At 49.7% G+C, this 14,095-nt stretch carries 13 protein-coding genes and 1 tRNA gene; 6 read left to right on the forward strand and 8 right to left on the reverse strand.

Translation table 11 applies throughout. The features are described from left to right. Positions 1-56 precede the first annotated feature (56 nt). The 3 genes from K1X45_RS10860 (at position 57) to K1X45_RS10870 (ending at position 2,404) form a co-directional block, all read left to right on the forward strand. Entirely contained in the window at positions 57-380 is a 324-nt protein-coding gene (locus tag K1X45_RS10860) for a YbaB/EbfC family nucleoid-associated protein (protein ID WP_022711615.1), read from the forward strand. Positions 381-460: 80 nt separating this feature from the next. Continuing rightward, on the forward strand, positions 461-1,066 hold the full coding sequence (gene recR / locus K1X45_RS10865; RefSeq protein WP_116088722.1) for a recombination mediator RecR: 606 nt from the start codon (positions 461-463) through the stop codon (positions 1,064-1,066). A gap of 60 nt (positions 1,067-1,126) precedes the next feature. Further along, entirely contained in the window at positions 1,127-2,404 is a 1,278-nt protein-coding gene (locus tag K1X45_RS10870; RefSeq protein ID WP_220158814.1) for a lytic murein transglycosylase, read from the forward strand. On the opposite strand, the gene K1X45_RS10875 is transcribed toward K1X45_RS10870, so the two are convergent. Next, positions 2,388-3,275: a LysR family transcriptional regulator gene (locus K1X45_RS10875; RefSeq protein ID WP_220158815.1), complete on the reverse strand. Its 888-nt coding sequence runs from the start codon at positions 3,273-3,275 to the stop codon at positions 2,388-2,390. The genes K1X45_RS10870 and K1X45_RS10875 overlap by 17 nt on opposite strands. A gap of 105 nt (positions 3,276-3,380) precedes the next feature. Here K1X45_RS10875 and K1X45_RS10880 point away from each other — a divergent pair, with 105 nt between their 5' ends. After that, a complete protein-coding gene (locus tag K1X45_RS10880; RefSeq protein ID WP_220158816.1) occupies positions 3,381-4,397 on the forward strand; it encodes a YeiH family protein in 1,017 nt (338 codons plus the stop codon). Positions 4,398-4,538: 141 nt separating this feature from the next. Here K1X45_RS10880 and K1X45_RS10885 read toward each other — a convergent pair whose 3' ends face one another. The 4 genes from K1X45_RS10885 to aroA form a co-directional block, all read right to left on the reverse strand. Next, complete coding sequence (locus K1X45_RS10885; protein ID WP_213596056.1) at positions 4,539-5,282, reverse strand: glycoside hydrolase family 108 protein; 744 nt, start codon at positions 5,280-5,282, stop codon at positions 4,539-4,541. A 275-nt stretch (positions 5,283-5,557) separates the two neighbouring features. Beyond that, positions 5,558-7,258: a 30S ribosomal protein S1 gene (rpsA, locus tag K1X45_RS10890; RefSeq protein ID WP_022710244.1), complete on the reverse strand. Its 1,701-nt coding sequence runs from the start codon at positions 7,256-7,258 to the stop codon at positions 5,558-5,560. Between the two features lie 176 nt (positions 7,259-7,434). Further along, positions 7,435-8,076, reverse strand: a complete 642-nt coding sequence (gene cmk / locus K1X45_RS10895; RefSeq protein WP_220158817.1) for a (d)CMP kinase — start codon at positions 8,074-8,076, stop codon at positions 7,435-7,437. A gap of 5 nt (positions 8,077-8,081) precedes the next feature. Beyond that, positions 8,082-9,434, reverse strand: a complete 1,353-nt coding sequence (gene aroA / locus K1X45_RS10900) for a 3-phosphoshikimate 1-carboxyvinyltransferase (protein WP_022710242.1) — start codon at positions 9,432-9,434, stop codon at positions 8,082-8,084. Positions 9,435-9,783: 349 nt separating this feature from the next. Here aroA and K1X45_RS10905 point away from each other — a divergent pair, with 349 nt between their 5' ends. Both K1X45_RS10905 and K1X45_RS10910 read left to right on the forward strand, forming a co-directional pair. Further along, positions 9,784-10,176 (forward strand): TIGR02300 family protein, encoded by a 393-nt coding sequence (locus K1X45_RS10905; protein WP_028233465.1) that lies wholly within the window; start codon positions 9,784-9,786, stop codon positions 10,174-10,176. Positions 10,177-10,441: 265 nt separating this feature from the next. Continuing rightward, positions 10,442-10,517 (forward strand) — tRNA-Ala (locus tag K1X45_RS10910). A 200-nt stretch (positions 10,518-10,717) separates the two neighbouring features. Here K1X45_RS10910 and K1X45_RS10915 read toward each other — a convergent pair. The 3 genes from K1X45_RS10915 to K1X45_RS10925 are packed head-to-tail and all read right to left on the reverse strand — an operon-like array spanning position 10,718 to position 14,062. Beyond that, a complete protein-coding gene (locus tag K1X45_RS10915) occupies positions 10,718-11,653 on the reverse strand; it encodes a plasmid partitioning protein RepB C-terminal domain-containing protein (RefSeq protein ID WP_220158818.1) in 936 nt (311 codons plus the stop codon). Then, complete coding sequence (locus K1X45_RS10920; protein ID WP_255560394.1) at positions 11,646-12,545, reverse strand: plasmid partitioning protein RepB C-terminal domain-containing protein; 900 nt, start codon at positions 12,543-12,545, stop codon at positions 11,646-11,648. The genes K1X45_RS10915 and K1X45_RS10920 overlap by 8 nt, the downstream gene beginning before the upstream one ends. Beyond that, positions 12,542-14,062 carry a recombinase family protein gene (locus K1X45_RS10925; RefSeq protein WP_220160470.1) on the reverse strand — a complete coding sequence of 507 codons (1,521 nt, stop codon included), beginning with the start codon at positions 14,060-14,062 and terminating at the stop codon, positions 12,542-12,544. The genes K1X45_RS10920 and K1X45_RS10925 overlap by 4 nt, the downstream gene beginning before the upstream one ends. Positions 14,063-14,095: the final 33 nt, after the last annotated feature.

The following is a 14,095-nucleotide window of genomic DNA, read 5'->3' on the forward strand; positions in this document are numbered from 1 at the left end:
ACGACCAAAGCTGTGAACCATTTATTGAAAAAGAGTAATTCGAGGAGTTCTGCCACATGCGTGACATGATGGGGATGCTGAGCAAAGCAAAAGAAATGCAGGCCAAGATGCAGGCTATGCAGGAAGAAATCGCGCAGATGGAAGTCAGCGCCACTTCCGGCGGTGGTCTGGTAAGCCTGACCCTGCTTGGCAAAGGCACATTGACCAGTCTGAAAATTGATCCTTCTCTGCTCAAAGAAGGCGAAGGCGAAATTCTGGAAGACCTGATTATTGCTGCGCATAATGATGCGAAAGCCAAGCTGGAAGCAATGATGGCTGAAAAGACACAGGCGCTGACCGCCGGTCTGCCAATCCCTCCGGGCATGAAACTGCCGTTTTAATCGAAGCGCAGGTTTAATAACACGTACTTATACAATAACGCCCGATTCTATTCGGGCGTTAAATGTTTTAGATATTCATTATGTCAAAACGAATCGCCGGTCCTGAAATTGAACGCCTGATCCAGCTTCTTGCCCGTGTGCCGGGGCTCGGGCCCCGTTCTGCACGCCGCGCTGCGCTGCATCTGATTAAGAAAAAAGATGCATTGCTGGTGCCGCTTGGCTCTGCCATGCAGGAAGCTGCAGAAAAGGTACGTATCTGTTCCTGCTGCGGAAATGTGGATACCAGCGATCCATGCACGGTTTGCGAAGATCCGCGCCGTGATGCTTCCACACTGATCGTCGTTGAAGATGTATCCGACCTCTGGGCGTTGGAACGCGCTGGCACCATGAATGTGCGCTATCATGTACTGGGTGGTCGCCTGTCACCACTGGATGGTGTGGGACCGGATGATCTCAATATTAAAGGTCTGATCGAGCGCGTCACCGGTGGTGAGATCAAAGAGATTATTCTCGCGGTCAATGCTACTGTCGAAGGGCAGACTACCGCGCATTATATCACCGATCAGCTCGACGGTATGGATGTGAAAATCACCCGTCTTGCTCATGGTGTGCCGGTCGGTGGCGAGCTGGATTATCTCGACGAGGGGACATTGGCAGCGGCTTTGCGCGCCAGAACTTCTCTGTAATGGTCAGACTAGCCGTTTTTTGATTCAGGCTTCAGGCAATTTTACATAACAGGAGCAGCCATGCAGAAGACTTTCCTCCGTCAGGCTCTTGTGGTGTTCAGCCTGTTTGGTGCTGTCGTACCTCTCACCACGACAGTGGCACAGGCACAGACTTATTCTGCCGCACTCCAGTCCAAAACCAATACGGCCTTTCAGCAATGGCTGGAGAATGATCTGTGGCCGCAGGCGCAACAGCGTGGCATCAGCCGCAGCGTGTTCAATCAGTCTCTATCCGGTGTGCAGCTGAACTGGAAACTGCCTGATCTGGTGCCGCCCGGAACCAAGCCGCAAACACCAAAGCAGCAGACACAGTCTGAGTTCGGCTCTCCGGCCAATTATTTCCGCAAGGGCACAGTTGATTCCGTTGTCAGCAATGGCAAGGTTAAGCTCAATGCGCATAAGAGCCTGTTAGCGAAAATCGAGCGTGATTTCGGCGTGCCTGCGGGTATTGTCGTCGCTGTCTGGGGACGTGAATCAGCCTTCGGTTCGGTAAAAATCCCTTATAACGGTTTTGAAGTGCTTGCGACGAAAGCCTTTATGGCAACACGCAAGGATATGTTCCGTGCGGAATTACTGGCAGCGCTCGAAATCGTACAAAAAAACTATATGGACAGTGCACATCTGAAAAGCTCTTGGGCTGGTGCGCTTGGTCAGCCGCAATTCATGCCAACCTCTTACTTAAAACATGCCGTCGATTATGACGGTGACGGACGGCGCGATATCTGGAACTCCGTGCCGGACACACTGGCTTCTATTGCTGCCTATTTGCAGCATTTCGGCTGGCAGAAAGGCCGCGACTGGGGCTTTGAGGTCAATGTACCGCAAAATGTCTCCTGTTCACTGGAGGGGCCGGATCAGGGCAAGACATTCCGTGACTGGTCTGCACTTGGCGTCACTCGTGTGAATGGCAAGGCGTTTCCGGCACAGGAAATGGCGCAAGAAGGTTTTCTGCTGATGCCTGCCGGTCGCCATGGCCCTGCATTTATTGTGACGCAGAATTTCTATGTGCTGAAAAACTATAATATGAGCGATCTCTATGCACTGTTCATCGGCCATGTCTCTGACCGGATGAGCTATGGCGCCGGTGGGTTTCAGCAAGGCTGGGGTGCTGTCGGTGGTCTTTATCGCTCGGATGTCGCTGCTATGCAAAAGCGTCTGCAAAAGCAAGGCTATGATGTCGGCAAGCCGGATGGTTTGGCCGGATTTAAAACCCGCCGCTCTATCGGTGTCTGGCAGGCAAAGAACGGCCAGCCTGCCACCTGTTTTCCGGATAAGGTGCTGGTCAAGGCAATCCGCTGATAATCATCTTGTATAGTGCTTTAAAGGCATGGCTCTGGTAGCGCTCGCGGTGGTTCAGCAGCCAGAATTGCCGTGGCGGTAAAGTAAACGGCACTTGTTTCAATGTGCCTGCTGCCAGATGCGGGCGGGCTGCAAGAGCGGAAAGCACAGTAGCGTAATTGCCTGCTGTCAGTGCGGAGCAGATTGCCTCGTTGGAAGGTAGTTCCAGCGCCAGCGGTAAATCCGCCGGATCGCAGCCTTGCTCGCGCAAGTAAGTTTCAAAGACAGCGCGGGTACCTGAGCCTTGTTCGCGCAAAATCCAGAAACTTTCGCTCAGTTGTTCTGCCGGTAAAGTTTCAAGCTGTGCCCACGGATGTGCGGGATTTACGACTGTAATCAGTTCGTCATAGGCAACCGGTTCTTTATGCAGAAGCGGCTCGTCGAGTTCTGCTTCAATAAATCCCGCATCCGCTAACCCTTCCCGCAGAGCATCGACCACCTGCTCGCTATTGCCGATGGAGAGTTTCAGCTCAATCTGCGGATAGGCCGTGTGAAATCGTGCCAGAAGTGGTGGCAACCAGTAGCTGGCTGTGGTCTGGCTGGCATAAATATGCAGGCTGCCACGCTGCAGGCCGGTAATCTCGGTCAGCGTCAATTCGGCTGCCTGCGCACGGGCAAGCACAGCCTCGGCCTCATGCAGAAAAATACGCCCCGTTTCATTCAGCTCAATGCGCCTGCCGATGCGGTTGAACAGTTGTGTTGCATAGCGTTCTTCCAGCGCTTTAATCGCCGCACTGACCGCGGAAGGGGTCAGATGCAGGCTTTCGGCCGCACGGGTCAGGTGCTGCTGACGGGCGACTTCCGCAAATATCCGTAATTGTTCAAGGGTCATGGCGATCAATCATTCGATTTTACTGAATGAAATATACCATATTTTCAAATGGAATGAATGGTTGAAATAAGCGATAGAATTGGAAAAATTATCGGAATAGCAGCCATGCCACACAATATTCGTTCTAATTTCTCCCGTATTTTGCCAGGGTTTATGCTCTGCCTTCTGGTGAGTATCGCAGCCTATGCGCTGGAATATATCGAGGCGCACTATTTCGGGCGGGCATGGCTGGAATCGATCGTGCTGGCTATTTTGATCGGCGCCACAGTGCGTTCACTGTTCAGTCTTTCCGGCCGGTATCATGCAGGCATCCAGTTTTCATCCAAGATGGTTCTGGAAATTGCGATTGTGCTGCTCGGCGCATCCATCAGTGCTGAAGCGGTGATGCAGGCGGGGCCAGCTTTGATTGGCGGGATTGCCGGTGTTGTGATGCTGTCGATTGGTATCAGCTATTCAATCGGCCGGATGATGCGCCTGTCGCATCGCATGGCTGTGCTGGTGGCCTGCGGTAATTCCATTTGCGGTAACTCGGCAATCGCTGCCACAGCGCCGGTGATCGGTGCAAATAGTGATGATGTGGCCTCGTCGATTGCCTTTACAGCTGTGCTGGGTGTTGTCGTTGTTTTGTGTCTGCCTTTGCTGGTGCCGCTGCTGAATATGTCTGCCGCGCAATATGGTATTCTGGCAGGCCTGACAGTCTATGCGGTGCCGCAGGTCTTGGCCGCAACAGCCCCTGTGGCCGCATTGAGTGTGCAGATCGGTACATTGGTCAAGCTGGTGCGTGTGCTGATGCTGGGGCCGGTTATTGTGGCAATCGGAGTTATTGGTGCGAAGTCAGGTGGTGCCCGCCCGAAGCTGTCGCAGATGGTGCCATGGTTTATTATCGGCTTTCTCGGAATGATGGCGCTGCGCAGCCTGTCTCTGATCCCGCAAGCGGTGCTGCCTCCGCTGCATGAGGCAAGTACAGCCCTGACAGTGATAGCTATGGCCGGTCTGGGATTGGGCGTGGATGTGCGTACGGTGATGAAGGCCGGTGGTCGCGTCACGCTGACCGCTGTCTTCTCCCTGCTGGCTTTGGGAGCAATCAGCCTGTCACTGATTGCTCTGCTGGGCGTGGCCTGATTTTTGCATCAAATTCTTAAACGCATATTGCCCGTCCGCTTTTAAACGGGCGGGCAATAGAGCATTTCCGGTTTATCTTGAATCATTGGAAATGCTCTATTTCTTCTCTCGTATATCTTCTCCGAAACCGGTTCCCACTTTTCAGTTCTTTCTGCGGCTGAGGAAATGCCACAGAACAGCAATGGTCAGAACAACCAGAATAACCGCGACTGCAATCTGAACGGGGCCATTGCCGGAGGCCATAGCGGTGATGCCGGTGACTACACCGCTGAGCGGTGCCAGCGTTTCTGGTTTCTTGAGGATTGGCGGGATTGAAATTTTTGTTTCCCGCGGCTGATTTGGTTTTGTTTTTTTAGATTGGCCGGAAGCCTCATTGGCCAGAGCAAGGGAACGGTTGCGTACGCGTTTGACGCGGGCGGTCCAACCTTTGCCAAAAGTTTTGAAGGCAGAGAGTGTTTGCAGCCAGTTCTGCCGCAGGTCACAGAGATTATTGATGACAGAGGCAGGGTCGCGAAGATTGAGTGCGCTGAGTGTCTGGTCGCCGATAATCCCGTCCTGAGAGGTTCCGGCAATTTTCTGCAGTGCTTTCGCGGCACGGGCAGGACCGGAATTGATGGCAAAATCAAATACTGCATAGTCAATGCCAGCGGGCAGCACATCGCCGGCGATTTTATCCCAATAATTTTTCTTATAAATGTCGGCTGCTGTCTTCTGACTGAGATTGCGGATATCGGCAGCAGATGCCTTTGTTCCCATCCATGCGGATAAGGTAGCCAGAGTGATCCCCATATTGGTGTGGCCGCCCGGATCTGCCGGATGATTAACATATCCTCCTTCTTCTTCGAAGACATATGGCAAGACGTTTAAAAATGTCCCTTTTGCCATGGTGTTTCCTTTCGTTGAAATTTATTTTTAAAAATCAATGTATAAAATATAAAAATACTGCAGTACGATAAGTATATTAACTCAATTTAAAACGCGTGTGAAATTGTTTATTTAAAGTATAAAATGATTTTCATTTGTTGTTATTTTAATATTGCTGTTTTGTATTTGTATTGTTGTAATAAAAAAATCCCCCGCCGGATTGCTCCGGCGGGGGATTTTCAACTCTGGAATGGAGCAGAACTCAGATCACAAGGACAAGTCCTGCTTAATCCATATTAGTTGTTTTCGGACTTCTTCATTGCTGCTGCAAGAATGTCGCCGAGCGATGCACCGCTGTCTGCGGAACCGTACTGAGCAACTGCTTCTTTTTCTTCAGCAATTTCGAGAGCCTTGATGGAAACCTGCAGCTTGCGGGTTTTCTTGTCGAAGGAGATGACGCGTGCGTCAACTTTCTGGCCAACGGAGAAACGCTCTGGGCGCTGCTCGTCACGGTCACGGGACAGATCCGAACGCTTGATGAAGCTTTCGATGTCGTGGTCAACCAGTTTAACTTCGATGCCGCCATCGGTGATGCCGGTTACTTCACAGGAAACAACTGCGTTTTTGCGCAGGTCGCCGGAAGAAGCTGCTTCACCAACGCTGTCGCCGGTCAGCTGTTTGATGCCGAGGGAGATACGTTCTTTTTCGATGTCTACATCGAGAACGACTGCCTTAACAACGTCACCTTTGTTGAACTCTTCGATAACCTGTTCGCCCGGACGGTTCCAGTCGAGATCCGACAGGTGAACCATGCCGTCTACATCGCCGTCGAGACCAATGAACAGGCCGAATTCGGTCTTGTTCTTGACTTCGCCTTCAACAACGCTGTTGGCTGGGTATTTCTGAGCAAAGGTTGTCCATGGGTTGTCGAGGGTCTGCTTGAGACCGAGCGAAATACGGCGCTTGACCGGATCCACTTCGAGCACAACAACTTCGACTTCCTGAGAGGTCGACAGGATTTTGCCCGGGTGTACGTTCTTCTTTGTCCAGGACATTTCAGAAACGTGGATCAGACCTTCGATGCCTGGTTCGATTTCAACAAATGCACCGTAATCGGTGATGTTGGTTACGTTACCGGTGATCTTTTTGCCGATCGGATATTTCGCACCGATGCCATCCCAAGGATCATTTTCCAGCTGCTTCATGCCCAGGGAAATACGATGTGTATCCTGGTTGATGCGGATGATCTGAACCTTAACCTGCTGACCGATAGTCAGGATTTCGGAAGGATGGTTTACACGGCGCCATGCCATGTCGGTAACGTGTAGCAGGCCGTCGATGCCGCCGAGGTCAACGAACGCACCGTAATCGGTGATGTTCTTAACAACGCCGTCAACAACCTGACCTTCTTCAAGGTTCTGAACGATTTCAGAACGCTGTTCCGCACGGGATTCTTCCAGAACGGTACGGCGGGACACAACGATGTTGCCGCGACGCTTGTCCATTTTCAGGATTTCAAACGGCTGCGGGTTGTGCATCAGAGGGGTCACGTCGCGGATCGGACGAATGTCAACCTGTGAACGTGGCAGGAACGCAACGGCACCATCGAGATCAACGGTGAAACCACCCTTAACCTGATTGAAGATAACGCCATCAACGCGCTCACCTTTGCCGAATTTCTCTTCGAGGCGAACCCAGCTTTCTTCGCGGCGAGCTTTTTCGCGCGACAGAACAGCTTCGCCAAGCGCGTTTTCGATACGCTCAACGTAAACTTCTACTTCGTCGCCCGGCTTCATCGAGCCGTCTTTGCCCTTAGCGCCGAATTCCTTCAGCGGCACGCGGCCTTCAACTTTGAGACCTGCATCGATGATTGCCATGTCTTTTTCGATGGCAACAATACGGCCCTTAACAACATAACCTTCTGCAAGGTCATTATTGGCGAAGGACTCAGCCAGCAGAGCTTCAAAATCTTCGCGTGTCGGGTTAAAATCTGACATGTAGACTCCTGATGTATCCGTGAAATTCACGCGATACGGCGCCGGGGGTTGGTGTTTCGAGAAAGTCTGAAGACAAGCCGTTCTTAAAAAGAACAATCCGGCGCATGGCCTGAAAACAGACAATTTTTATATAAAAGACGCACAATTCGACGATTTTTCTGAAATTCAGACCAATGTCAGGCGCGCAATGCAGCATCTATCAGCTTTTTAGCCTCTAGAAATGCCGCTTCTATATCCATTTTACTGGTATCGATCAAGTGCGCATCGCTTGCGGGTTTTAAAGGCGACGCGACACGGTTCATGTCGCGCTCATCACGGCGCTTCAGATCGTCCAGAACTTCATTATAATCCGCATCCGCGTTTTTTGCACGCATTTCATTAAAACGGCGCTCAGCACGCACTTCCGCTGAAGCGGTGATATAGAGTTTCACCGGCGCATCAGGGCAAACAACGGTGCCGATATCACGGCCGTCCAGCACAGTGCCGGGCAGGTTTTCTGCGAATTTGCGCTGCGCTTCCACAAGGGCACGACGCACTTCCGGCATGACGGCCACTTTCGAGGCTGCCTCGCCGATATCATGGGCGGACAGCACAGTGCGATCCAGCCCTTTGAGGTCGAGTTCCTGTGCAGCGCGCGCAGCAATCGCTTCATCATCGAGCGGTAAACCCTGATCAATCAGGGCTTTAGCAACTGCACGATAGGTGAGGCCGGTATCCAGATGGTGAAAACCGTAATGCGTGGCAAGATTGCGGGCCAGCGTCCCTTTTCCGGAAGCTGCAGGCCCGTCAATGGCGATGATAAAAGCTTTATCCTGCATTGCGGTTATTTGGCTCCGGCCATGCTGATATCCGCACCCAAACCACGCATCAGATCCATGAATTCAGGGAAGCTGGTTGCGATCATTGTGGCATCATCAACCGTTACCGGTTTTTGAGAGGCCAGACCAAGCACAAGGAAGCTCATGGCAATACGGTGATCGAGATGGGTGGCAACAGTGCCGCCGCCAAAGCCCTTGCCGGACGGATTACCGCGAACGCTCAGGCTCATCTCACCTTCAGTGCAGTCCACGCCATTGGCTTCAAGGCCACGGGCAACCGCTGCAAGGCGATCTGATTCTTTAACGCGCAACTCATCCAGACCATCCATAATGGTTTCACCTTCCGCAAATGCGGCGGCGATGGCCAGAACCGGATATTCGTCGATCATTGACGGTGCACGTTCAACCGGCACGGTGATGCCGGTGAGTTTTGACGAACGCACACGCAGGTCAGCCACATCTTCACCACCTGCAAGGCGCGGATCGAGAATGTCGATCTGGGCACCCATTTCCTGCAAAGTGGTAATCAGACCGGTGCGGGTCGGGTTCATCAGCACATTGCGGATGATGATATCCGAACCTTCGGTAATCAGCGCAGCAACCAGCGGGAAAGCGGTTGAGGACGGATCGCCCGGCACATCAATGATCTGACCGGTGAGCTTGCCCTGACCGGTGATATGGATATGACGGACGCCGTCCTTGTCAGTTTCAACGCTCAAATCCGCGCCGAAGCCTTGCAGCATCTTTTCCGTGTGGTCACGGGTCATCACCGGTTCGATCACCGTGGTTACGCCCGGCGTGTTGAGACCGGCCAGCAGAACTGCCGACTTCACCTGAGCCGAGGCCATTGGTACACGGTAACGGATCGGATTGGCGGTACGGGGGCCGCGTAATGTCAGCGGCAGGCGGTCGCCTTCAGCGGCTTCAACCTGTACGCCCATTTCACGCAGCGGATTGAGCACACGTGCCATCGGACGTGAGGTGAGGGATGCATCGCCCAGAAATGAAGTTTTCATATCATAGGTGCCGACCAGTCCCATGGTCAGGCGTACACCGGTACCGGCATTGCCGAAATCCAGCGGGGTTTCTGATTCCAGCAGGCAGCCATTGCCGGTGCCGTTGATGATCCAGATATCGCCTTCCTTACGGATTTGTGCGCCCATGGCCTGCATGGCTTTGCCGGTGGCCAGAATATCTTCGCCTTCCAGCAGGCCGGAAATGCGGGTTTCACCAGAAGCAAGGCCGCCGAACATGAAAGAACGGTGAGAAATCGATTTATCGCCCGGAATACGGATATCGCCCTTCAGGTCGCGTGAGCGACGGGAGGTTGCGGGTTTGGAAACTTGAGAGTGAGACATAATATTACAGTCAGTTTATGCTGCCGTTTTTTAAGCTTTAAGCGCGTTTCAGACAGCGCGGTCAATCGAGGTGGCAAAGGTCTAGCATAGGTTTAGCCGCAGGTCATCCTGCAAACTGAGCGGAATTTATGCAGGCGGAAGCCTGTGCGGCATTGTGCGGAAAAAGCGGCGTATTTTCGCCACGAAATACCGCAAAGCAGCATGATTCAGCAAAACATGTGTCTTTAGCTTTGACAAAGGCATCGAAATCCGTTTATGCACCAAAAAACACCGAAAAGGCTTTCCGGTTTTATCTCTTGTTTCAGGAGATGTGCGGATGCCGCAGCCGGCACAACTTATGAGGCTTGACGTGGCAAAATCTGAACTTGGCACAAAACGTATCGATCCGGAAACGGGCAAGAAATTTTATGATCTGAATAAGGACCCGATTGTTTCTCCTTATACAGGCAAATCCTATCCGCTGTCTTATTTCGAAACCAGCGTTGATACCCGCGTGGAAGAAGAAGAGACAGAAACCGAAGAACTGGATACAGCACTGGATGCACCGGAATTCGTATCTCTGGAAGATGCGGATGATGAAGCAAAAGGCGACGACATTCCTGATCTGGATGATGACGATGATGTGGATCTCGGCGATGACGATGATCCGTTCCTGACCACAGATGACGAAGACGAAGACGATGATGATATGTCCGGTCTTCTCGGCGGTGGCGGCGGTGTTGGCGACGACGACGAAAGCTGATCGCCGGTCATTCCGAACCTGAATTGCAAATGCCCTGCACTGACACCAGTGCAGGGCATTTTGTTTTTTAGTGCCTTTGCACTGCCGAAAAGACGTTTTGCTGCGGGATTTGCAAATAATTTGAATAACTTTGAAAGAGTTTGATTTTTGCTCTTGATCTTCCGTAAAAGGCAATTTATGTAGCCGTCACGAACAGATCACAATCTGCTTCGCACCACCGGAACCGACGCTCAGGTCGGCATGTTTCAAAAGCATGATCGGGAATGGGGCCATAGCTCAGCTGGGAGAGCGCTTGCATGGCATGCAAGAGGTCAGCGGTTCGATCCCGCTTGGCTCCACCAAAAAATCATCGCCAGTATTTTTGTTATTTTTCAATGGCTTGAAAAAGTCACTCTGACTGATTTTCCATATTCCGACCAATCGTTCCGACCAAGTTATGACAGATTCTGTTTGAAGTCGCTAGTTTCCTTTATGTGACGCTGAACGGCAGGGAGTGATTCTATTGGAGTCCGTTGAAATTTATTGGACGTTTGTCCGTTTGTTATCGCTGATCCGGTAACGAATTGAGGTTTTGGATGTTGGCCACTTTTTGGAACTCATTAAGATAATCTTGATGATGATCTAAAAGCCAGCGTACGACACGGTTATTAGAAAGTAGTTTGGTGACATAACCCTGCGCTAGCGTCAGGTGAAGATTATCAACACCGTACGTGTCTTCTACTGATTTTACTTGAGTTTGTAGAGCTGCAAGTTCTCGTTCCATGCGCGCTATATGTTGGCTTGATGGATTGGAAGAGGATGCATTTTTCTTTTTTTGATTAGGAGAGAGTTGGCTTTCCGGTGTGGCTGCGCGGATGGCTTGTGCAAACATGACCGTAAAATTATTCTGACCAATCATGAGATCAGCAGCTTCAATTTGACGAACCGCACACATTTGACGGAGGATGTCAAACACTCTCATTGAGCATGGAGTATTTTTAAGCATTTCTGCTGCTTCGGGACTAATACCGTCTAATAGACGAAAGCGTCGTAATACGGTTTCTACACGGAAGCCTAGCATAATGGCTATATCTGATGGGGATACACCGCGATCAATAGCCCGCACAATCATTCGATGTTCCTGAATGGGAGGTAGCCTGCTAATACGTTTATTATAGGTGTAGGTATCATCTTCAGTTGCGATTAGGCATTCGACTTCCGTAATACCAAGCTCTTTCAGGGCTTCCAATCGTAGGTGACCATCAAGTAAAAAATACTTTTGGTTGTCTTGAGTGTCAGGAACCACAACAGGTGCCTCTACCAGCCCAATCACTTTAATTGAGCTAAGAATTTGCTCAAATTTTTTACTTTCTTTGGTTTCTTTAGATAGCGTTTTCAGTGAAACAATCGAAGATACAGGTATCGTTAACAAATCACGATCAAAGGCTAATTCAATGCGAGAAGCGTTGGTACCCTCGGAGGTGCGTATATTATTCATCACGATCTCCTGATATCCGTGCTGCAAGGAAACGAGGCATGGTTTCAAGGCCTTCAGCTTGTAATAGCTTGATGAACCCATCATTTGTGAGTAAATCTTTAATTGCTTCGATAATGAAGAGAAGGCGAGTTTGAGTGAAATTTGATTTTTTAACTAAAATACGCTGTTTTTCTACCTCCCGCTGGTAGGTCTGCATGAGATCATTAGCTGTTATTTTGCGGCTAGTTACTTTTTTAACATGCGGTTGAGAAAATGGTGTTTTACTACGATTTCGCATGCGAATATCCAGCATACGCCGGACCGCTGCAAGTTTTTTACCTCGCAACTGACCGCTCTCATAAGCGTCAAGTAATAGATTTTGATACTCTTCAGTTTCTGCATGGGATATTTCCATCGCAAGTGTGATTGGAATAAGACCGGTTTCTACGGCAGCTACAAGGCGCTCTTCTCCACGCTTTAGTAACATAACGATCATGTTCACCCATGATGAAGTTACTCCAATTTTTTTCGCTATGATGGTTTCGCTATAGCCACGCATATGCAATGCGCCTATTTCTTGTATCAGATCGATAGGCCGATGCATTCGCCGCGCTATATTTTCTGCCAGACTCATCATGAGGCATTTACTTTCGTTGGCTTTAATTACAACGGCTGGAATTTCAGTTTGACCAAGCATTTGAAAGGCCTCTACTCGCCCTTCACCACATACTAAATCGTATCTGGGGCCATTGGGTCCATCTTCGCGGCTCACGGTAATAGGGCGCTTTAAACCGATCATTTCAATATTATTTACGATTTCTCTATGTTGTCGCTTGTTGCGCGCACGGGGATTTAAAATTCTAATCCGAGAAATAGGGATCATTTCTATTCGGTTGGAGCGAATACCAGTCATGATGCGATCTCCGATATTGGAACCCGAACAGCCAGTGTGTACAAATAATTCAGATCATCAAACCTGTAAGCGTCTAGATTGAAGTCATTATCTTCTGATAATTTCAATCTTTGAGAGAGCACATCGATACTGGGGAATAGATAGTAATCAAAAGGTATTTGGTTTGTCTTATCCATGCGCACTACAACTGTAATGTCGGGGACGAGTGAGGTATCAAAATGAATTTTCCAACGTAAGTGGCCAGTAAACGTTGGGATACAGCGGGCAATCACTAACGACAGGCTAAATTCATCGTTTATAATTAATTGATCAGTTTTTTGATCTCGATGAACATCACAGCTAATCGCGTGCAAGTTATTAAGAATTTGATCGAGTATTTCGGGGTGAAGCTTTCGGAGGGTGCGATTGACTTCGATATAACAGTAGTCACGAGTAGGTGTGTAACCAACGAGGCTGTAGGCTTGTATTAGACTGCCAAACCGTGAACTATAAGCACTGCTAGAAGGTAAATCATTGCATTCATTAATGATGATGCCTGATAGCATACCTTTTTGATAGTAGAGCTGCTTTAACAGGTAAAGCATGTTCTCATCACTCATGTGGTAAGAACGTGCATTAATGATGGTTTTAGCCGCTTCAAAAAGGTCGCGCTCTATGATCGCTTCAAATACATTTTGTGCCCTGATCCACATGTCTGGGGGATTGCGAACATGTTTCTTCTTCAGCTTGAATGAACGACGATACCATACATTGTTGCCAATATATTTTTCATTGATGAGAAGTTCATGAACCGTGCCCCTAGTCCAAGGCCGTTTTAAATCAGTAAGAATCCCTCTTTCATTGAGGTTAACGGCAATCTGATGCTCATTTTTCCCTTGAATAACGAAAGCCTTGTATATTTCTCGTACTAAATTCACCTCATCTGGTGGGCCGAGAGTTAAGATTACACGATCTGTTTGAATGCTTTTTTGCATTCCGCGTTCTAGCGTGCCTTTTAATGTGCCATTCTCATCAATTAACGTTCGGCGAAGACCAAAGCCAGCGGCACCCCCTTGTCGAAGACCTTTTCGGGCAAGGTTTTTCATACCCGCAGTGACTTTAACTGATAGATCACGACTGTACTCGCCAGCCATAGCGCGTTTAAGATTTTTTATGATGGTTGAAATAGGACTGTCATCATTTGAAAACTGTTCCGCGCAATAGTGGACTGAGATGCCTGCGCGTTTACATATATACTCATAGTATGCGCTTTCATCGGCATCCTGAAATCTTCCCCAACGGCTGACATCGTATACGAGGATGATTGTAAAATCAGTGTTTTCAGACTGCACATCTTCTATGAGTTGCTGCAGCGCGTCACGATTATCAATTTTAAGACCACTTTTCCCCGCATCTTTGTAAGTGCGCACTAATTCTATTCCATGCGCGTTTGCATAAACACGAATTGCTTCCGACTGATTTTCTGTCGAATATTTTTGATGATCTGTAGACATGCGGACATATTCTGCAGCTCTGATTTGAACTGCTGGTCGCTTGGGTTCATTGCCTGC

The organism is Pseudochrobactrum sp. Wa41.01b-1 (assembly GCF_019464455.1).
GTDB classification, from domain to species: Bacteria; Pseudomonadota; Alphaproteobacteria; order Rhizobiales; family Rhizobiaceae; genus Pseudochrobactrum; species Pseudochrobactrum saccharolyticum.

Excerpts from the sequence above, each read along its gene's own strand:
- K1X45_RS10860 (WP_022711615.1), top strand. The coding sequence starts at position 57 with ATGCGTGACATGATGGGGATGCTGAGCAAAGCAAAAGAAATGCAGGCC.
- recR (WP_116088722.1), top strand. The coding sequence starts at position 461 with ATGTCAAAACGAATCGCCGGTCCTGAAATTGAACGCCTGATCCAGCTT.
- K1X45_RS10870 (WP_220158814.1), top strand. The coding sequence starts at position 1,127 with ATGCAGAAGACTTTCCTCCGTCAGGCTCTTGTGGTGTTCAGCCTGTTT.
- K1X45_RS10875 (WP_220158815.1), bottom strand. The coding sequence starts at position 3,275 with ATGACCCTTGAACAATTACGGATATTTGCGGAAGTCGCCCGTCAGCAG.
- K1X45_RS10880 (WP_220158816.1), top strand. The coding sequence starts at position 3,381 with ATGCCACACAATATTCGTTCTAATTTCTCCCGTATTTTGCCAGGGTTT.
- K1X45_RS10885 (WP_213596056.1), bottom strand. The coding sequence starts at position 5,282 with ATGGCAAAAGGGACATTTTTAAACGTCTTGCCATATGTCTTCGAAGAA.
- rpsA (WP_022710244.1), bottom strand. The coding sequence starts at position 7,258 with ATGTCAGATTTTAACCCGACACGCGAAGATTTTGAAGCTCTGCTGGCT.
- cmk (WP_220158817.1), bottom strand. The coding sequence starts at position 8,076 with ATGCAGGATAAAGCTTTTATCATCGCCATTGACGGGCCTGCAGCTTCC.
- aroA (WP_022710242.1), bottom strand. The coding sequence starts at position 9,434 with ATGTCTCACTCTCAAGTTTCCAAACCCGCAACCTCCCGTCGCTCACGC.
- K1X45_RS10915 (WP_220158818.1), bottom strand. The coding sequence starts at position 11,653 with ATGAATAATATACGCACCTCCGAGGGTACCAACGCTTCTCGCATTGAA.
- K1X45_RS10920 (WP_255560394.1), bottom strand. The coding sequence starts at position 12,545 with ATGACTGGTATTCGCTCCAACCGAATAGAAATGATCCCTATTTCTCGG.